This is a genomic window from Sporichthyaceae bacterium, assembly GCA_036493475.1.
GTDB lineage: Bacteria > Actinomycetota > Actinomycetes > Sporichthyales > Sporichthyaceae > DASQPJ01.
In genome coordinates this window covers 25,402-44,761 of the sequence record DASXPS010000197.1, presented here as the reverse complement: position 1 = coordinate 44,761, position 19,360 = coordinate 25,402, and the positions used below count along the sequence as shown (strand labels likewise).

Here is a 19,360-nt window from a genome sequence, read left to right as displayed (position 1 = left end):
CCCGCCGCATCACCGCTGATCGTGCGACGAACGGTCGTTGTTAAATTTGTCTCAGCTTGCCGCAGACTGCGCGGGCCGCCTTTCAGGCACGGTGGCGTCAGGACGACGCGAGGCTGAACCTCAGTGCACGCTTGCCTTCTCCGCTCCGGCCTGGCCGGCGCCGCGACCGCGAACGCGAGGGCGACCAGGAACGCAATGTTCTGATTCTTTGCGGCCATGCTGAGCACGATGGACAGGCCCGCCCGGCGCGATGCCGGGCGGACCTCAGGGTCTGTCGTCAGGAACTACCCGTGTTGCTCATTGGATGTCGCAAGGTCGTGCCGAACCGCAGGACTGGGCGCAGACCGGCTGTGCCCACCAGTGAGCGGGAGCCGGTAGTGGATGATGACCACGCCGTCGTCGACCGAGCCCTTACCCAGCAGCAAGGTGGACGAGCCGAACCGCGCGACGGTCGGCGCCAGCGCGGACGTGGCAACCATCCCGCTGCCCCCGCCGCCGCCACCACCGACGGTCGCCCCCGCCGCACCGCCGCTGCCACCGGCATACCCGGCGCCACCGCCGCCGGCGCCGGTCGGGCCGCCGGCCCAGGTGCCCGAGTGCTTGATGGTCGTCGAGGCGCCATAGCCACCCTCGCCGCCGCCGCCGCCCCAGTTCGCGTCGTAGCCGCTGTGACCGTCCAAACCGAGCAGGGTTCCCAGGCCGGCCCCGCCCGAGGGTCCGCATGCCCCCTCGCCGCCCTGGCCGAAGAAGTCACCCTGCCCATCGTCGCCACGGTCGCCGCCACCGGCACCGCCACCCGCCTGCGAGACGGCCGTCGAGGCCATGGCACCACCGGCGCCACCACCGCCACCGGCCACGATGATGCGGGGGTCCTCGCCGGGCAACTTGATCCGGACGCTGGAGGCGCCACCGCCGCCCCCACCGCCGGCGGCGCCGCCGCCGCCGCCGCCACCACCGTTGCGTCCGCCCACACCGGGTTTCGTGCCGTCCGCGCTCCGGCCGCGCCCACCCACCAGAACGTGCAGGACCTCACTGGGGTGGACCGGGAAGGTGGCCGCGGCGTACCCGCCGAGCCCGCCCTTGGGAGCCGGAACCTTGGAGTTGACGGTGCCGCCGTCACCGCCTGCCGCGCCGTGCGCCTCGATGCTCACGTCGCTCACCCCGGCCGGGACGTGCAGCACGTAATCGGCGACGGTGGGGTCGTTGTAGACACAGGTCACGCGCCCGAGCGCCTCGGAGCATTTCCCCGGGATCTGCTCAGCGAAGGCCGGCACTGCCGTGCTGGCAATAACGAACGCAATGGTGGCGCCGGTGGCCGTGACCTTCACTGCACCCAGCGCGGTGCGCTTCACCGCCGCGCCTGCCCGGTCGTGCGGAGGGATCGCCGCCATTGCTCACTGCCTTTCGTCCGCCTACCTGAACCACCAAAGTATGTCTAGCCCAGTCACAAATGGTGCAAACCGGGTCGTTGTTGGAGAAGGCTAACCCGGGGATCCCGACAAGACGAGTCTCCCGCACGGAGTGAGGGCCCGACCGGTGGTGACCGGTCGGGCCCTCGTTGTGTCGCTGATGTTGGGTGAACCACCCAACAACTACCTACCTACATGTGCTGCGAGGCATCCTTGATGGCTTCGCGGATACGCGGGTAGGTGTTGCACCGACAGACGTTGCGGATCCCGTCGAGATCGTTGTCGGTGATCTTCTTGCCCTTCTTCTTCGCGATCAGGGCGGACGCGGCCATGATCTGGCCGGGCTGGCAGTACCCGCACTGCGGGACTGAGTGCTTCATCCAGGCTTCCTGCACCGGGTGAAGACCCGCGCCCTTGTGGGTGTCGGCCAAGCCCTCGATCGTCGTGACGTGGTCGTGCGGCTTGATGTACTTGATCGAGACGGAGCACGGCGTGAAGGCCTTGCCGTTGAGGTGCGACGTACAGGCCTTGCACTCATTGATAGCGCAACCGTACTTCGGACCACGAACCTTCAGGATGTCACGCAGAACCCAGAGCAGGCGGACGTCATCCTCGACGTCGACGCTGACCTTCTTGCCGTTCAGGATGAACGAGTGGTTAGACACGGAGAACTCCTTTCGTTTTCAGAAGGTCAGGTCAGATGGGAAGGGCCTTGGTGGGGCTCTGCGGAATCGAAGGCGACTTCGGGATCGGCGTGAACTGCTGTTGCCGGAAGAACACCGGCAGTTCGGTGATCTTCTTGCCGAGCGCCTTCTGCAGGGCGATCGCGGCGGCGGCGTAGCCGGCACCGTTGCCCGTCTCACCAGTACCACTGGGCACCAGGCTGCCATCGTCGATGACGATGTAGTCGGACTCGAACGGGGTGTCCCACTGACGGGTCCAACCGTAGTCGTCCCAAGCACCCTGGAGGGGCAGACCATCCTGGTAGTCCAACGCCTCGGCGAACGCCGATGCGATGCCGTCCATCATGCCGCCCATGAACTGGGCCTTGCACGCGTCCGGGTTGACCGGGATGCCCATGGCGCCCGCGAAGATCGCCTTGGTGATGCGCGGGCCGATCCCGCCCATGGCCTTCTTCTTCGCGATCGTCGCCGGCCGGTAGTCGATCTCCATCAAGCAGGCCAGCTGGCACTTGTACTCGCCGTGGATGGCGATGGCCTGCGCGGTGCCCTTGGGCATCGTGCGACCCCAGTCGCCGCGCTTGGCAACCGCGTCGAGCGCGGCAACCATGCTCGGGTTCTTGGCGAACGCGCGCCGGAACTGGTAGCCGTCCATGCCGAACGCCTCGGCGAGGTCCTCGACGAGCAGTTCACGAGCAACCGCGACGTCGGGGGAGTACACGTTACGCACCGGCCCGGTGGGCAGGAAGTCGTACGTGAACGCCTCGGTGAGGGCGGTCCGGGTGGGCCCGAAGTTGTACGGGACCGAGGTGACGATTTGGTAGAACCAGTCGGTCACCGAGGTGTTGCCCCAGTAGTGACTCGGGTCCTTCTTCATCATCCGACCGGTGATGATGTCACCGGCGCTGTGGGTGAAGTCGCAGCAGCCGGAGCCGTGCCACTGGGTGTAGCTGGTGACGCTGTTGCCGACCTTCGTCGCCCGCACGTGGGAGACCGAACCGGGGTGCGCACGGCCGAACCGGACCTGGTCGGTGCGGTGCCACATGAGCCGCACCGGCTTGCCGATGGCCTTCGACGCGTACACGGCTTCCATGATGCGGTCACCGTGCAGCGTGGTGCCGAACGAGCCGCCGCCATAGATCACGTTGAGGGTGACCTTGTCCAGCGGCAGGTTCAGGTATTCCGCCGTCATCGCCAGCGGGGTACCCGGAATCTTCGACGCCGCCCAGATCTCGGCCGAGTCCTCGCGGACGTCCGCGACCGCACTGTTCGGCTCCAGCGGCCCGGAAACGCGGTACTGGAACGTGTAGCTGTTCTCGTACACCTCGGAACCCGGCAGTGCCGGCTCCATCGGCAGACCCACCGCGGCGACCTTCGACATGATGTCGTCGCTGTTCACCGGGCCCGTGCTGCCGACGTTCCAGTCGACATCGAGCGCGCGAACGGCGTCGATGCACTGGCCGAAGGTGTTCGCCCGTACCGCCACGACCTGGGACTGGTGCGTCCCTTGGCAGACCGCGACGTCCTGGACACCAGGCATGGCCTTCACCTGGTCCATGTTGTTGACCTTGTTGATCGTCCCGTTGAATGTCGGGGGCCGACACATCATGGTGGGCAGCGCACCCGGAATATCCAGGTCCATCGCGAACTGCTTCTGCCCGGTGACGATCTCGCGGATGTCCTTACGGGGCACGGACTTGCCGATCCAGCCGCCCTTGGGCGGGCCGAGAGCCGCGTTGAGCAGGGTGCCGACGAACTGGTTCTGCGCGGACGCGGCAATGTTCACCAGCGAGCCGTAGCTCGCGCGCTGGCCCTTCGGGCCGAGCACGAAGCCCTCGCCGTTGGTACGCAGGTTCTTCGGCGAGGTGTTCCACTGCTTCGCCGCAGCACCGATCAGCCGCTGCCGAGTGAGCTCACTCAGCTCACGCAGGGGCTCCCACAGCGAGTAGAGCGACGAGGACCCACCGGTGAGCTGTGCGTCCATCAGGTCAAAGCGGGCCTTGGACAGGGTGACGTCGACCTGGTCGTAGGCGATCTCCATCTGGTCGGCGATGATTTGCGCGACACCGGATTCCACGCTCTGCCCAACCTCAACGCGGGGCATGTCGAAGTGGACGCGACCGTCGGGCTTCATCTCCAGAGTCAGCAGCGGCGTGACCGCACGGGTCTGCTCCCGCATGAAGTCCATGAAGTCGTAGTCGTCGGCCGGCTCGTCGTTGCTCGGGATGGGGGACGCGCCGCTGTCGGCCGGGATCTTGTTGTCGGCAACAGCGGTGCCGTTGCCATTGCGCAGCGCAGCTGCGGAACCGTCCGCCGCCGCCGCGTTGTCGGGGTCGACGACGTACCGGCCGGCCACGACCAGCGTCGAGCCCGCGAGCACGTAACCGACGAAGCGCCGACGGGGGAGACCGGCAGCACCGTTCGGGGCAGTCGTACCGAAAGCAGTGGAACGGGACATGAGCGCGCTTGTGTCCACAGCGTTGTGGGACGCGTTAGGTAAGGAGTTAGTGCCAGATTGCGGTTGGGGCGACATATAGAGGCTCCCCTTCGCGCCGGATGTCGAGAACACCGGCATCGTTCGCCGCGAACCGCTTCGGAACCTGACGGGTCCGGAACGGGCGACTTAGTGGACATGGCCTTAAAATTCTAACCACCCGGGACTACTTCGGACGGCCGATCCTTAACGTTTGTTGAAGAGAATCCACCTGTGCAATCCCGCGCATAACGGACATCGCTGAGCGGTGGGTTTGCCGCGCCAAGCGGCGGACCGGCGGCTAATTCAACAATTCGCGAATGCGAATCTTAGACGCCATTGGCGAAGCAAATGCCCCACCCTAAGTCGCTCTGTGGCCGCAACTGCGAGGGCCACACCGGGATCCTCTTTATCTGACCGCCCGGGCTGTGGGCCAACCCGCAGGCTGCCCCGGAGGTCCGTCGGTCTTACCGTCCGCTCGCTTGGCGGAGCGCGGTCCTGAACGGGCGAGGGGTGATCGTCGAGGAGTCTCGGACCACCTTTGCCGCCCCCAATGTAGGGCCCGTCAGGTCCGCTCACCAGACCGGGTTCCCCGGTACGCCGGGCAGATCTCTTCCGCACGCCGCTGCGACCTGATCGAATCAGCCGCACCAATGGCGTGCGGTCCACCCGAAGGGGACGAGACATGCTCAGTTCGCTGGAGAACGTCCAGGCGCCCCCCGCCGCGGCCGATCTCGAGGAAGCAGCGTTTGAGGAATGGAACGCAACCTTCGAAGCCCATCGTCAGGTGTGGGGCGACGTGCTCCAGGAGAACCTCGATCGGCTCGAGCGGGGCTCGTACTCGCTGCACTGGACCAACACCGAGGACGCCCATTGGGGCACCCGGGCCAAGCCGTCGCCCCGCGGTCTGACCTTCAACGACATCAACCGGTCCAAGGCCTACGGGACCATTCCCGACGTTGCCGAGTGCCGGAACCTCTCGCCCCGGGGCTCGGTCCGCAAGCCGTATGCAGACCGGATGCCGGTCATCGAGGAGTACACGCTGCTCGAGAAGTACGAGGTGTGGGCCGACAACGTCACGACCCTCTACGAAGAGGCGAAGGCCCGGCAGTGGAACTCGACGACGGACATTCCGTGGGCCGAGCTGGAGCCGGCGTCCGAAGAGCTGGAGATGGCCATGTGCCAGTTCTCCACATTCCTCACCGAGGTCGAATTCGTCGCCGGTGACTTCCCGTCGCGGTGGATCCACAAGATCCCGGCCGACTACTACGAAGTGAAGAACTTCCTCGTCAGCCAGATGATGGACGAGGCCCGGCACACCGAGGTGTTCCGCAAGCGGGCGCTGGCCGGCGGTGGGGGCCTGCTGCACGCCAGCCCGGCCTTCGAGTGGTCGCTCAAGGCCATCCTGGAGGCACCCACGCACACCTCGGGCACGTATTTCCTGAACGTGCTCGGCGAGGGCTTCGTGCTCTCCATCTTCCGCGCCGGGGAATTCCTGGCCAAGACGCACACCGACCGGGAGATCTTCCGCCGCTGCATGCAGGACGAAGCTCGCCACGTCGCCTACGGAACCCTGGAATTGAAGAGCTACCTGGAGAACCACCCCGACCCCGCGGCCGCCATGGAGCGCATGCACAGGTTCGCGGACCTGGGCGAGAACATCCTGCTCACCTCGTTCGTCGATCCCTGCCTGCTGGAGCCCGTTGCGGTGCTCATGGGCGGCAGTCTCAAGGACATTGACGAGGGCATGGACGGCGTGGGCTTCCTGTGGACCACGCTGCGCGAGGAGTACCTGCAACGCTGCGATCGGGCCGGCTTCAACCGGCGGGACCGCTGCGGAATCCCGGAGAACCTGCCCGGGCGGTCGTGATGGCGGCGGCCGTCGGCTTCCCGTCCGTCGAATGGTTCGAGGTTCTCGGCAAGCTCATGGATCAGCAACGAGACCTGCACATGCGGACCGGAACCATCGATTGCGTTGCCCAGTTCACTGTTTTCGAGGCGACCCCGCACGGCGGTGCCCGGCACTTCCAGGTCACCTTCGAGGAGTTCTCGGTCACCAGGGTCGACGAGGTCGACGACGAGGAGGTGGACCGCGCAGATTTCGTGCTGGAGGCCGACCTGGACATTTGGCAGGAGATGATCGAGAACGTCGCGGCGGGTAATGGACGACCGGACCTCGAGCACTCGCTGAACCGGTTGAGCCTGCCGGGGACCCCAATGCGCGCCTGGTCCGAGGATCCCCTGCGGCGGGACCTGTTCTTCCGGTTCAACCAAAGCCTGCAGGAGTTCTTCAACGCCTCGGCGGAGATATCGACGATCTTCCCCGAAAGCCGCTGACCGGTGGCGTCCGGTCGTCCCGGCCATTTCTATGTCGACGAAACCTGCATCGGGTGCGGTGCCTGCGTGCCGGCGTGTCCGGGCAAGGTCGAGGCCATAGAGCAGGTCCCGGACGACTTCATGGGTCGCGTGGTGATCGAACTGGAGAAGTGCATCGACTGCGGACTGTGCGTGCCCGTGTGCCCGGTGGACGCCATCCACGATGCGCGGAAGCTGGGCTTCATCGCGGGATCCGGCGGCTACATGAAGATCAAGGATCTGCAGGCCTGGGCGAAGGGCCGGGGCTGAGCGGCGGTGCACAGGCCGTTCTCGAAGGTGTTGGTCGCCAACCGGGGCGAGATTGCCGTCCGGGTGATCCGCGCCTGCCGGGAACTCGGTATCGCCACCGTGGCCGTCCATTCCGACGTGGATGCCGATTCTCTGCACGTGCGACTGGCCGACGAACGGTATGCCCTGGGTGGACAGACCGCGGCCGAGTCCTACCTGAACACCGCGGCCGTGCTGGATGCGCTGGCGCGGTCCGGCGCCGAGGCCCTGCATCCCGGCTACGGGTTCTTCTCGGAGAACGCCGATTTCGCCCGGGCGATCACCGCCGCCGGAGTCGTGTTCGTCGGGCCGCCGCCCGCGGCCATCGAGATCATGGGCGACAAGGTGTCCTCCCGCATCGCCGCGGAGAAGGCCGGCGTGGCCGGCGTGCCGGGCACCACCGAGGTCTTGACCTGCGCCGACCAGGTCGTCGCCTTCGGTGAGCAGTGCGGCTGGCCGGTGGCGATCAAGGCGGCCTTCGGCGGGGGTGGCCGGGGAATTCGGGTGGTGCGTTCCCCCGAGGAGGTGCCCGCCGCCTTCAAATCCGCGCGCTCGGAGGCGCTGGCGGGTTTCGGGCGGGCCGAATGCTACGTCGAGAAGTACCTGACCTGGCCGCGCCACGTCGAGATGCAGATCCTCGCCGACGCGCACGGCAACTACCTGTGGTTGGGCGAGCGCGACTGCTCGGCCCAGCGCCGCCACCAGAAGTTGGTGGAGGAGGCGCCGGCCCCGGACTTCCCCGACGACCTGCGCCGGGCCATGGGCGAGGCGGCCGTGCGGGTGGCCCGGGCATGCGGCTACATCAACGCAGGGACGGTGGAGTTCCTCTACGACCCGCCCGGGGATTTCTGGTTTCTCGAGATGAACACCCGGTTGCAGGTCGAGCACCCGGTCACCGAGCTGACCACCGGCATCGACCTGGTGGTCGAGCAGTTGCGGGTGGCGGCCGGGGAACCGTTGCGCCTCACCCAGGCCGAAGTCGCCTGTCGAGGGCACGCCATCGAGTGCCGGATCAACGCCGAAGACCCCACCGGGGGAAGGTTCCTGCCCTCCCCCGGCACGATCACCGCACTGGTCGCGGCCGGTGGGCCCGGTGTGCGGTGGGACGCGGGTTACCAGGCGGGCGACGAGGTCCCACCGTTCTACGACAACCTGGTGGGCAAGCTGGTGGTGTGCGGAGCAGACCGCACAACGGCCATCGCGCGCATGGTCCGGGCGCTGGGTGAGACGAAGATCCAGGGCATCGCCACCACCATCCCCGCCCATCTCGCGATCCTCGCCCACGCCGACTTTCGCGCCGCGCGGCATTCCACCCGCTGGGTCGAGGAGCGGCTCGACCTGGCCGGCGTCGTCGTCCCGCAGGCCGCACCGGCGGCCGGCCCACCGTGCCCCGCCGCCGAGGTTGAGGTGGGCGGACGGTGGTACACCGTGCCCCGTTTCACCAACGCCGTCGAGGCCGCAGCGCAGCGCGGTGTGGCGGCGAGTGCGCCGCCGAGCGGACGGCGTGGGACCAAGTCCGCCGGCTCACGCGGGTCCTCGGGCACCGTCATCAGCCCCATGCAAGGGCGCATCGTCAAGGTGCTGGTGGAGGTCGGTGACCGGGTGGTGGTCGACCAACCGGTGTGCGTGATCGAGGCAATGAAGATGGAGTCGACGCTCACCGCCGAACGCGCCGGCACCGTGCTCGAGGTTGCCGTGACGCCAGGGCAGGCGGTGCGCGCCGACGAGGTCGTCGTGCTGATCGGCGACGGCGACACCACCGAGGAGGCGCGGTGACCACCGAACGCGACGTCCACGCGGAACTGGCCGATCGGCTCGCGACGGCCCGCCTCGGCGGGTCGGAAACGGCCCGCGCCAAGCACGTGGCCGCGGGGCGACTGCTGGTGCGTGATCGCCTCGCCCTGCTGCTCGACGACGAGCCGTACTTCGAGGACGGCCTGCTCGCCCGGTCCGAGGAGGGACTGGCCGGCGACGCGGTGGTCACCTGCATGGGCCACGTCGACGGACGGCCGGTGGCGGTGATCGCCAACGACTACACGGTGAAAGCGGGCACCTGGGGGCGGCGCACCTTCGAGAAGATCACCCACCTGCAACAGCGGGCCGACGCCATCGGCGTCCCGATCCTGTATCTGGTCGACGCGGCCGGGGCCCGCATCGACGAGCAGTTCGACAGCTACGCCGGCCGGCACGCGTGGGGCAACATCTTCTACAACCTGGTGCAGTTCTCCGGGCGGGTGCCCCAGGTCTGCGCGCTGTTCGGCCCATCGCCCGCCGGTTCGGCCTATGTGCCGGGGCTGTGCGACTTCGTGGTGATGGTGCGCGGTCATGCCACCGCGTACATCGGGTCGCCCCGACTGGCCGAGATGGTCACCGGGGAGCAGGTGAGCATGGAGGAGATGGGCGGCGCGGAGATGCACTGCCGCGACTCGGGGCTCGGCGACATGCTGGTGGACAGCGACGCCGAGGCGATCGCGGCGCTGCGCGTCTGGCTGTCCTACCTACCGTCCTCCTGGGAGCAGCAACCGCCGGCGGTCACCGGGTGGCCGGCCACCGCGGGCCGGTCGATCGAGGAGATCGTGCCGACCCACGAAGCGGTGCCCTTCGACGTCGAGGAGCTCATCGACGCGATCGTCGATGAGGGCACGTTCTTCCCCTACAAGGAACTGTTCGCCCGCGAACTTGTCTGCGGATTCGCCCGCCTGGGCGGGCGTTCGGTGGGCATCCTCGCCAACCAGTCGCTGCACAAGGCCGGCGTGCTGTTCGCCGATTCCTCGGACAAGGCGGCGCGCTTCATCTGGATCTGCAACGCGTTCAACGTGCCCCTACTGTTCCTGTGCGACAACGCCGGCTACATGGTCGGGGCCGAGGTGGAGCGCCAGGGGATCATCCGGCACGGTGCCAAGATGCTCTTCGCCGTCTGCCAGGCCCGGGTCCCCCGCATCTCGGTGCTGGTCCGAAAGGCCTACGGCGGCGGCTATCTGGCCATGTCCGGCAGCCCGACGGCGCCGGACGCCGTGTTGGCGCTGGCCACCGCGAAGCCGGCGCTGATGGGGCCGGCCGCGGCCGTCAACGCGATCCACTACAACCGGATCGTGGCTATCGAGGACGAAGTGGAGCGCGCCGCGTTCATCGACGCCAAACGGGTCGAGTACGAGGCGAACATCGATGTGTTCCGGGTCGCCTCGGAGAACTCCGTCGAGGAAGTCGTGTCCGGTGCCCGGTTGCGCGACGACCTCATCGTCCGGTTCACCGCCTACTCCCGCCGGCCGGCCCTTCCGGCCGAGCGCCGCAACGGCATCTACCCGGTCTGAGGCGGAGGTCGCTCACGTGAAGCTCGACCTGTTGCTGGTGAACCCGGTTCTGGAGGATGCGGCCACCACGGTGCGGCTGGCCGAGGACGCCGGCTTCGACGGCGCGTGGACCACCGAGGTCGCCGGCAATCCCTTTCTGTCGTGCGCCACCGCCGCGCAGGCGACCAGCCGCATCGACATCGGCACGGCGGTCGCGCTGGCGTTCGTGCGCAGCCCAATGGTCACCGCCCTGACCGCCTGGGAACTGCAGCGGGCCAGCCGCGGCCGCTTCATTCTGGGCCTGGGCACGCAGGTGAAACGGCACAACGAGCGGCGCTTCTCGGTGCCGTTCGCCACGCCATTGGCCAAGCTGCGCGAACAGGTTCTGGCGTTGCGTCAGATGTACGCCGCCTTCCAGGGCGATGCACCGCTCAAATTCCGCGGCGAGCACTACCGCCTGGACATGCTGCCCGACTTCTTCAACCCCGGCCCGATCCAGTTCGCGCCGCCGCCCACCTACCTCGCGGCGGTCAACCCCGTCGCGTTGCGCATGTCCGGCGAGGTGGCGGACGGGGTGCACATCCACCCGTTCCACAGCGCCCGGTACCTGCGCGAGGTGGCCCTGCCGGAGATAGACGCAGGTCTGTGCAGGGCGGGCCGCGATCGGGCAGATTTCACGGTCAGCGCGCAGGTACTCACCCTGGTCGGGCAGGGCGAGGAGGGCCGGCGGATGGATGAATACATCCGTACTCAGTTGGCCTTCTACGGCTCCACCCGGACCTACCGCCCGCCGTTGGAACTGCACGGCTACGGGGCGCTCAACGACCGGCTGCATGAACTGATGGCCAACGGCGACCAGGCGGGTTTGCTGCGCGCGGTGCCCGACGAGTTGGTGCCCGAGTTCGCCGTGGTCGCGGACACCTGGGAGGAGGCGGCACGCAAGGCCCGGGAACGCTACGACGGCCTGTGCGACCGGATCAGCCTGTACACGCTGCCGCCGCTGGCCGATCCCTCCGCGCGCAAGATCACCGCAGCGTTCGCCGGCTGATCGGGATGCGCCGGGCGTTCGCCGAAGGCGGACTGTTACCGCTCATTTCGCGTAATTGCTCGCGCCCCACCAATCCACGACCACGACGGGCTCCTCACCCACCACCCAGGCGTCGTGTCCGTGCGGCAAAGCGGTGACGTCGCCGGCCACGGCATCGAACTCGCTGCCGTCGTGCATCCGGATCCGCAGCGTGCCCTGGACGTGGTACTGGAAGTGCGGGGCCTCGCACAGCTCGGTGCCCGCGAGCGGCTTGACGTGGTCCGACCAGCGCCAGCCCGGCTGCAGGGTGAGTCGACCGATTTCGCTGCCCGCGATCTTCATCAGGTCCAACGCGCCGCGTTCGAAGGCGCGCGTCTCGTCGGGAGTGGAGAAGTTGCGCTGCTCGGCGGTGCTCATGGTGTGCTCCTCGGGTCAATGTTCGGGTGACATCGACGAGCGTGGCCCTACGGGTTTGCAGCCGGCTTGCAGATCAGTGGCGCGTTGGGTGCCGGCGGCGGTTGGATCTGGCTCGTGGCGACGCTGACCGTGCGGCTACTGGGGGCCTTCGCTGTCGACGGCGTCGATCTCGCCGATCTCGGCAGCCGCAAGGCCCGCCAGCTACTTGCCCTGCTCGCCCTGGGTCGCGGGGTGGGGGTGCGAACCGACGTCATCGTCGAAGCGCTGTGGCCGACGACACCGCCGACGAACCCGAGCGACCAGGTCGCGGTGCTGGCAAGTCGCATCCGCCGCCGCATCGGCACCGACCGGGTGCAGCACGGCGACGGCAGCTACCGGTTGGCCTACGACTGGCTCGACCTCGACGAGCTGGACGCCGTGGTCGCGGAAACCGAGAGACGGGCCGCGGCGGGCAACCCGGCCGGCGCGGTGGCCACCGCCCGGATCGCGCTGGCGCTGGTCCGCGGCCGACCCACAACGCTCGATCTGCCGGGCAACTGGGCGCAGACAGAGGTGGCCGCGGTGCAGCGCACCGTGCGACGGGCCCGACAAACGGCGGCCGGCGCACTGGTCGCGGCCGGGCACGGTCTGGACGCCGTAGCGATCCTGGACGCGGACGTGGCGGCGGAGCCGTTCGACGAGCATGCCGTGCGGCTGCTGATGCGGGCTCAGATGGCGGCCCGTCGGCCGGGTGAGGCGTTGGCTGCGTACGCACGGCTGCGCGACCGGTTGGTCGATGAGTTGGGTGCGGAGCCGGCCGCGGAGACCGCCGCACTGCACGTGGCAATCCTGCGCGGCGAACAGGCCGCCACCCCAACCACCGGCCGGAGCGAGCGCGCGGTGCCGGTCGGCCGACGGGCGGAGTTGGCGCGGCTGGACGAGTTGGCAGCCCGCGGCACTGCGGACACCGAGCTGGTGACGGTGATCGGCGAAGCGGGAATCGGCAAGACCACCCTGCTGCAAGCCTTCGTGACCCGTCGGCGGGCCGCGGGTGACGCGGTGCTGGCCGCGGCGTGTGGCCGGTTGGAACGGTCGGCTCCGCTGGACGCGGTGCTGGTCGCGCTGGGCGAAGAGCTGCGCCGGCTGCCCCCGGCCCGGGCTGCGGAGGCACTCGGGTCGGATCAGTCGATGCTCTCGCCAATGCTGGACCCGACGCTGGGCGGGGCCTCGACGGAACCGCTGTTGGCCAACCGAGAGGTCGGTCCGGCGGTGCTGTACACCGCGTTGGCCGGCGTGCTCGCCCGGCTGCCCGCCCGGGGCCGGGTGCTGCTGGTTCTCGATGACGTGCACCTGGCGGGATCGGCGCTCGCGGACTGGTTGCGGTTCCTGGTGCGTCGGCGGTTGGGGTTGTTGGTGGTGGCCGCTGCCCGTACCGGCGAGGGCGAGGAGTTGCCCGCTACCGCGACAATCGAGCTCGGTCCGTTCGACGCGGACGCGACCGCCCAACTGGTGGGTGTCGCGCGGGCCGAGGAACTGCACGCCCGCTCCGGCGGCCACCCGTTGTTCCTGTCCGAGCTGATGGCCGCACCGCCCGGCGAAGTACCCGCCTCGCTGGTCGTGGCAGTGTCGGCGCGCTGCGCGGAACTGGGCCCGGCCGGTGATGCACTGCGCGCGGCCGCGGTGCTCGGCCCGCGCCTGGACGTCGACCTGTTGGCCACGATCCTCGGGTCGAGCTCGCTGACCATGCTGGACCATGCCGAGCTCGCGGCCCGGCGGGGACTGCTGATCGAGGATGGCGGGCAGTTCCGGTTCCGACACGAGTTGGTGCGGGGGGCGCTGACCGCCGACGCGACAGCGGGCCGGGTCGCGCTGCTGCACCGGGAGGCCGGGCGAGCAATGGCCGGGCGCCCGGACGCCGACCCGCTGACGTTGGCCGAGCACGCGCGGCTGGGCGGCGACCGACCGTTGGCTGCGCGCTCGTTGGTGGTGGCCGCATCGCGGGCCGGGGAGCGATTCGACCACGCCACGGCCGAACGGTTGTTGGACGAGGCGCTGCAGTTGCACCCGCACGGTGAGGCGCGGCGGGCGCGGGCCCACGTGCGGACCCGGCGGGGCCGCTACGCCGACGCGCTGGCGGACGTCGAGGCGGCGCAGGCCGATGGCATCGACGCGCAGGAGGTCGGCGCCTGGGCGGCGTATTTCGACCGCGATTTCGACCTCGCGATCTCCTACGCCCGCGCCGGTGAGCTGACCGCGGCCGACCCGGCGGTACGGGTGCGTTGTCTGATGGTCGGGGGTCGGACCCTGCACGCCCGCGGTGAACTGGGCGAGGCAGAGCACCGGCTGATCGCTGCGCTGGCCGCCGCGACGGGGCGGGACCGGATCACCGCCTCGGCCTGGCTCGGCATTCTGAGGGCCCATCAGAGCCGCGTCGACGAGGCGCTGACGCTGATGCGGCCGGCGGCCTCGCACGGCGCCGTGGAGCACACCGCGGCGACGTTGCACGCGCTGTTGTTCAGTGGGCACGCGCAGGCCCTGGCCGGGCGCCCGGCCGAGGCCTTGGCGGCGTTGGCCCGGTACACCGAGGAGGTGGAGCGGCGCGACATGCCGCGGTTCGGCGGCCGTGGGGTGAACTTCTCCGGCTGGGTGCTGCGCAACATCGGCGCGATCGACGAGGGCGTCGAAGCGCACCGAACGGCACTGGCCCTGGTCGAATCGGAACGGACCGCCGACGTGCAGATCGCGGCCCTGCAGGACCTCGCCGACGAACGGCTCACCGCCGGGGATCCCGACGGCGCCGCGGCGTGGTTGCGGCGGGCGGATGCGCAGGCCACGGCGACCCTGGTGTTCGGCTGGCGCTTGGCGTTGAAGTCGCGGTTGCTCCGCGCCCGGTTGGCGTTGCTGACCGATTCGTTCGAGCAGGCGGCCGACCTGGCCGGAAAATTGGCCGAGCATGCCGAAGCGCTCGGGGTGCCGCGATACGCCGCACCGGCGCGGCTGCTCGCGGCCCGGGCCCGGCGCCGACTGGGTGTGCCGATCGACCTCGACAAGATCGCTGCCGACCTCGCCGAGATCGAACGCACGGTGGCCATTGAGGCATGGTGGTGGGTCGGTGATGCCGGCGCCGATCTCCGCGTTACCGACTGGGTCGATCGGGCAGAGGCCTCGGGCCGCCGACTGGCGGCCGACTGTGGCGAGCGCAGTGCGCTGGCGTTGGCGCACGTCGCTCAGCAGGCCGCGCAGTGGCGGCGCGGCGCCTGCTGAGGGTCGCCGTTCGACTCAGTCGTCCGCGGCTTCCATCTCGGCCAGCAGCGCCGCCGGCCAGCGGCCGCCGCAGATGACCGTGTCCCGCGCGATCCGACCACCGTCGATAGCCAGCACGTGCAAATGGTGCGCCGCATGCGGCATGCCCTGCTCGGTCCAGGACAGCAGGTAGCCGACCACCTCGCCGCCGTCGATCGGCCAGCGTCGCAGGTCCTCGAAGGTGCCCTTGTCGGCGAACCAGCGCGCGTACTCGCGGCGGATCTCCGCGGGACCGCGACGGTGGAAACGCCAATTCGGCACGGTGGCATCCAGTACCGCGTCGATGGACCACACGTCGCAGTCGGGAATCGTGGCGTTCTCCACCGCCGCCAGGAACCGGTCCACCGCAGCAGCCATTCGTTCCTCCTCAGTCCGCGGCTACCGTGCGCCGGCCGGGTTGCAGTGGCTTTGCAGTGCGCGGCGAGTGCGTGCCTACCGCGGCAGGAAGGTCAACGTTTCCGCGATGCACGCCGGCTTGGCCGCACCCGCCACCTGCACCACATAGCGCATGGTCAGCAACGAGCCGGTCTGTTGCCGGGTCAGGTCGAGCACCGTTGCCGAGCCGTGCAGCGCTGATCCCACCGGCACGATCGAGGGGAACCGGACCTTGTTCAGGCCGTAGTTGATTCGGGCTGTGGCGAAATCCAGCGAGTACAACTGCTGGGCGAAGTATGGGATCAGCGACAACGTCAGGAAGCCGTGCGCGATCGTGGTCCCGAACGGGCCATCCGCCGCCCGGGCCACATCGACGTGGATCCACTGATTGTCCTGCGTGGCGCCGGCGAACCCGGCGATGCAGTCCTGGTCAACCATGAACCCCTCGGTGGGCCCGAACGTGTGGCCCACCGCCTCCGCCACTTCCTCCAGCGAGGCGAAGGCGTGCATCACACACGCTCGAAGATTGCCGCCAGGCCCTGTCCGCCGCCGATGCACATGGTTTCCAGTCCGTAGCGGACCTCGCGGCGCGCCATTTCCCGGGCCAGCGTGGTCAGGATCCGGGTGCCGGTGGCGCCCACCGGGTGGCCCAGCGAGATGCCCGAGCCGTGCACGTTGAGCCGGTCGAAGTCGCTCGCCGCCAGTCCCCACTCCCGAGTGACGGCGAGCACCTGCGCGGCAAACGCTTCATTGAGTTCGATCAGGTCGATGTCGGCGAGTTTCAACCCGGCGCGGTCCAACGCCGCCGCGGTGGCCGGCACCGGGCCGATGCCCATCCGGGACGGCTCCACGCCGCCGACGCCCCAGGACACCAGCCGCACCAACGGGCGCAGCCCGAGTTCCACGGCCCGCTGCGGGTGGGTGACCAGGCACACGGCCGCGGCGTCGTTCTGCCCGCTGGCATTGCCTGCGGTCACGGTGGCCTCGGGGTCCTGTTTGCCCAGTACCGGACGCAACTTGGCCAGTGATTCCGTCGTCGTGTCCGCCCGCGGGTGCTCGTCGAGGGTGACCACCGTCGGGCCGCCCTTGCCGGGCACGGGCACGGGCACGATCTCCTCGTCGAACACCCCGGATTGCTGCGCGGCCACGGCGCGCTGGTGTGAGCGCACCGCGAGTTCGTCCTGTTCCGCGCGGGGGATGCGGTACTCCCGACGCAGGTTCTCCGCGGTCTCCAACATGCCGCCGGGGACGGGGTAATCACGCCCGCCCGCCGTGGCCCGCCCGCGGGCCAGGGCGTCGTGCAGACTGACCGCCGGAGTCCTCACGCCCCACCGCATGTCGGTGGCGTAGAAAATCGCGTTGCTCATGCTCTCCGCGCCGCCGGCCACCACCACGTCGTTGACACCGGTGGCCACCTGCATGCCGGCCTGCAGCACGGACTGCAGGCCCGAGCCGCAGCGGCGGTCGAGCTGCATGCCGGGGACGGTGATCGGCAGCCCGGCGTCCAACGCGACGACCCGGCCGATGGCCGGCGCCTCGGCGCTCGGATAGCAGTGCCCGAGCACCACGTCGTCAATCGCGGCCGGATCCACTCCGGTGCGCTCGAGCAGACCGCGCAACACGATCTCGCCCAACGAAGCCGCGGTCAGGGATTTGAACGAACCACCGAAGCGCCCGATCGGCGTACGCACCGGCTCGCAGATCACCACATCACGCACGCCGAACACTCCTTCTCACATGAACCGTCCGCCGGACACCTCGAGCACGGTGCCGGTCATGTACGACGACAGATCGCTGGCCAGGAACAGCGCCACCGACGCGATGTCGCTGGGCTCCCCCACCCGTTGCAGGGGAATCTCGGAAACCTTTTGGTCCCAGATGTGCTGGGGCAGCGCCTCGGTCATCGCCGAGCGGATCAGGCCGGGTTGGATGACGTTGACCCGCACCCCGTGGTGCGCCATCTCCTTGGCCGCGGCCTTGGACAACCCGACGATCCCGGCCTTGGCCGCGGAGTAGTTGGTCTGCCCGACCATGCCGACCTTGCCGGACATCGAGGAGATGTTCACGATCGCGCCGCGCTGCTGCCGGCGCATGATCGCCGACGCGGCTCGGGTGCCGTTCCAGGTGCCCTTCAGGTGCACGTCGATGACCTGGTCGAACTGCTCCTCGGTCATCGTGCGCATGGTGGCGTCGCGGGTGATGCCCGCGTTGTTCACCATCACGTCCACCGATCCGAAGGCCTCGACCGCGGCGGCCACCAACGCGTCGACCTCGGCGGACTGCGTCACGTCACAGCGCAGCCCGCGGGCCACCTCGGGGCCACCGAGTTGCTTGGCGGCCAACTCCACTGCATCGCCGTTGAGGTCGCCGAGCACCACCCGGGCGCCCTCGGCCGCGAACAACTCCGCGATGGCGTAGCCGATGCCCTGCGCGGCGCCGGTGACCACGGCCGTGCGGCCGGCCAACAACGGCTGTCCCATGTCCACTCCTTGCCTCAGCCGCGGGCGCGCCGCTGCGCCGCGCGCACCAGCCCGCCGCCGATGATCAACCGCTGGATCTCGCTGGTGCCCTCGTAGAGCCGCAACAACCTAACCTCGCGGTAGATGCGCTCCACCGGCACGTCGCGCATGTACCCGCTACCCCCGTGCACCTGCACGGCCAGGTCGGCGACCTTGCCCACCATCTCGGTGCAGAACAACTTCGCCGCCGAGGGGCCGATGCGGGTGTCCGAGCCGTCGGCGTACGCCCGGGCCGCCTCGCGGACCATCGCGCGCCCGGCCATCACCCCGGTCTGCTGGTCGGCGATCATCGCCTGCACCAACTGGAAATCCCCGATCGGGACGCCACCTTGGGTGGCCACCGCGGCGTAGCCGACAGATTCGTCCAGCGCCCGCTGCGCGATGCCCACGGCGAAGGCGGCCACGTGAATGCGGCCGGCGGCCAGTGAGGTCATCGCGGCGCGGTAGCCGGCCTCCTCGTCGGCGCCGACCAGTGCACCTGCGGGCACCCGTACGTCGGTGAACGAGACATCCGCGGTCCAGGCGCCCTCCTGTCCCATCTTCTTGTCCTTGGGCCCGACCTCGACGCCGGGCGTATCGGCGGGCACCAGGAACACCGCGATGCCGGTGCCGGTCTCGTCGGCCGGTCGAGTGCGGGCGAACACCACGAACAGCCCGGCCAGCGGCGCGTTGGTGATGAACCGCTTCTGCCCGTTGATCACCCAGTCGTCGCCGTCGCGTTGGGCACGGGTGCGCAGCCCGGCCGGGTTGGAGCCGGCGCCGGGTTCGGTGAGCGCGAAGGAGGCGACCACATCACCGGAGGCCAGCCGGGCCAACCAGGCACCCTTCTGTTCCGGGGTACCGAAATTGACCAGTACCTTCCCGGCGATGCCGTTGTTGGTGCCGAACATGGAACGTACGGCGACGGAGCTGTAGCCCAGCTCCATGGCCAGCTCGGCGTCCTGCACCACGTCCAGCCCGAGCCCGCCCCACTGCTCCGGAATCGTGTAGCCGAACAGGCCCATCTCCGCAGCCTGCTTGCGCAGGTCCTCGGGTACCGCGTCGGTGTCCATGATCTCTTGCTCGCGCGGCATCACCCGGTTGCGCACGAAGTCCCGGACCAGCAGCCGGATGGCCTCGAAGTCCTCGTCGGACACCTCGGGGGTGCGCACCGCGCGCTCACTCATGCCAGAACCTCCGCGATCCGCCGGATCCTGTCAAACCTAGACGGGCCCGCCGGTTTACATTCACATAGCTCTTGTAAAG

16 protein-coding genes are annotated in these 19,360 nt (G+C 69.1%); 7 read left to right on the top strand and 9 right to left on the bottom strand.

What is annotated here, in order from left to right:
- Positions 1 to 284: 284 nt before the first annotated feature.
- The 3 genes from VGJ14_19165 to VGJ14_19155 form a co-directional block, all read right to left on the bottom strand.
- Positions 285 to 1,391, bottom strand: coding sequence for a hypothetical protein (locus tag VGJ14_19165; protein HEY2834549.1), 1,107 nt, complete (start codon positions 1,389 to 1,391; stop codon positions 285 to 287).
- A 209-nt stretch (positions 1,392 to 1,600) separates the two neighbouring features.
- On the bottom strand, positions 1,601 to 2,074 hold the full coding sequence (locus VGJ14_19160; protein HEY2834548.1) for a (2Fe-2S)-binding protein: 474 nt from the start codon (positions 2,072 to 2,074) through the stop codon (positions 1,601 to 1,603).
- Between the two features lie 31 nt (positions 2,075 to 2,105).
- Positions 2,106 to 4,469, bottom strand: coding sequence for a molybdopterin cofactor-binding domain-containing protein (locus VGJ14_19155; GenBank protein HEY2834547.1), 2,364 nt, complete (start codon positions 4,467 to 4,469; stop codon positions 2,106 to 2,108).
- 778 nt (positions 4,470 to 5,247) lie between these two features.
- Here VGJ14_19155 and VGJ14_19150 point away from each other — a divergent pair.
- From VGJ14_19150 to VGJ14_19125, 6 genes are read left to right on the top strand one after another with little or no spacing between them, the layout of a single operon-like run.
- Positions 5,248 to 6,432, top strand: a complete 1,185-nt coding sequence (locus VGJ14_19150; GenBank protein HEY2834546.1) for a ferritin-like domain-containing protein — start codon at positions 5,248 to 5,250, stop codon at positions 6,430 to 6,432.
- The gene (locus tag VGJ14_19145; GenBank protein HEY2834545.1) at positions 6,432 to 6,899 is read left to right on the top strand and encodes a hypothetical protein; all 468 of its coding nucleotides are present in this window, start codon (positions 6,432 to 6,434) and stop codon (positions 6,897 to 6,899) included. The genes VGJ14_19150 and VGJ14_19145 overlap by 1 nt, the downstream gene beginning before the upstream one ends.
- A gap of 3 nt (positions 6,900 to 6,902) precedes the next feature.
- Complete coding sequence (locus VGJ14_19140; GenBank protein HEY2834544.1) at positions 6,903 to 7,187, top strand: 4Fe-4S binding protein; 285 nt, start codon at positions 6,903 to 6,905, stop codon at positions 7,185 to 7,187.
- Positions 7,188 to 7,193: 6 nt separating this feature from the next.
- A complete protein-coding gene (locus tag VGJ14_19135; protein ID HEY2834543.1) occupies positions 7,194 to 8,981 on the top strand; it encodes an acetyl-CoA carboxylase biotin carboxylase subunit in 1,788 nt (595 codons plus the stop codon).
- The gene (locus tag VGJ14_19130; GenBank protein HEY2834542.1) at positions 8,978 to 10,516 is read left to right on the top strand and encodes an acyl-CoA carboxylase subunit beta; all 1,539 of its coding nucleotides are present in this window, start codon (positions 8,978 to 8,980) and stop codon (positions 10,514 to 10,516) included. The genes VGJ14_19135 and VGJ14_19130 overlap by 4 nt, the downstream gene beginning before the upstream one ends.
- A 16-nt stretch (positions 10,517 to 10,532) precedes the next feature.
- Complete coding sequence (locus VGJ14_19125; GenBank protein ID HEY2834541.1) at positions 10,533 to 11,543, top strand: TIGR03617 family F420-dependent LLM class oxidoreductase; 1,011 nt, start codon at positions 10,533 to 10,535, stop codon at positions 11,541 to 11,543.
- A 42-nt stretch (positions 11,544 to 11,585) separates the two neighbouring features.
- Here the strand turns inward: VGJ14_19125 and VGJ14_19120 are convergent, their stop codons facing one another.
- The gene (locus tag VGJ14_19120; protein HEY2834540.1) at positions 11,586 to 11,939 is read right to left on the bottom strand and encodes a cupin domain-containing protein; all 354 of its coding nucleotides are present in this window, start codon (positions 11,937 to 11,939) and stop codon (positions 11,586 to 11,588) included.
- Between the two features lie 114 nt (positions 11,940 to 12,053).
- Between VGJ14_19120 and VGJ14_19115 the strand changes: the two genes are divergently transcribed.
- A complete protein-coding gene (locus VGJ14_19115) occupies positions 12,054 to 15,182 on the top strand; it encodes a BTAD domain-containing putative transcriptional regulator (GenBank protein ID HEY2834539.1) in 3,129 nt (1,042 codons plus the stop codon).
- 15 nt (positions 15,183 to 15,197) lie between these two features.
- Here the strand turns inward: VGJ14_19115 and VGJ14_19110 are convergent, their stop codons facing one another.
- The 5 genes from VGJ14_19110 to VGJ14_19090 all read right to left on the bottom strand — a co-directional run bounded on the left by VGJ14_19110 (position 15,198) and on the right by VGJ14_19090 (position 19,281).
- Positions 15,198 to 15,578: a hypothetical protein gene (locus tag VGJ14_19110; GenBank protein HEY2834538.1), complete on the bottom strand. Its 381-nt coding sequence runs from the start codon at positions 15,576 to 15,578 to the stop codon at positions 15,198 to 15,200.
- Positions 15,579 to 15,653: 75 nt separating this feature from the next.
- Positions 15,654 to 16,106 carry a MaoC family dehydratase gene (locus VGJ14_19105; protein ID HEY2834537.1) on the bottom strand — a complete coding sequence of 151 codons (453 nt, stop codon included), beginning with the start codon at positions 16,104 to 16,106 and terminating at the stop codon, positions 15,654 to 15,656.
- On the bottom strand, positions 16,106 to 17,314 hold the full coding sequence (locus VGJ14_19100) for an acetyl-CoA C-acetyltransferase (GenBank protein HEY2834536.1): 1,209 nt from the start codon (positions 17,312 to 17,314) through the stop codon (positions 16,106 to 16,108). Before VGJ14_19100 ends, VGJ14_19105 begins: the two co-directional genes overlap by 1 nt.
- Positions 17,315 to 17,329: 15 nt before the next feature.
- The gene (gene fabG, locus VGJ14_19095) at positions 17,330 to 18,076 is read right to left on the bottom strand and encodes a 3-oxoacyl-ACP reductase FabG (protein ID HEY2834535.1); all 747 of its coding nucleotides are present in this window, start codon (positions 18,074 to 18,076) and stop codon (positions 17,330 to 17,332) included.
- 14 nt (positions 18,077 to 18,090) lie between these two features.
- A complete protein-coding gene (locus VGJ14_19090) occupies positions 18,091 to 19,281 on the bottom strand; it encodes an acyl-CoA dehydrogenase family protein (GenBank protein ID HEY2834534.1) in 1,191 nt (396 codons plus the stop codon).
- Between the last annotated feature and the right edge of the window lie 79 nt (positions 19,282 to 19,360).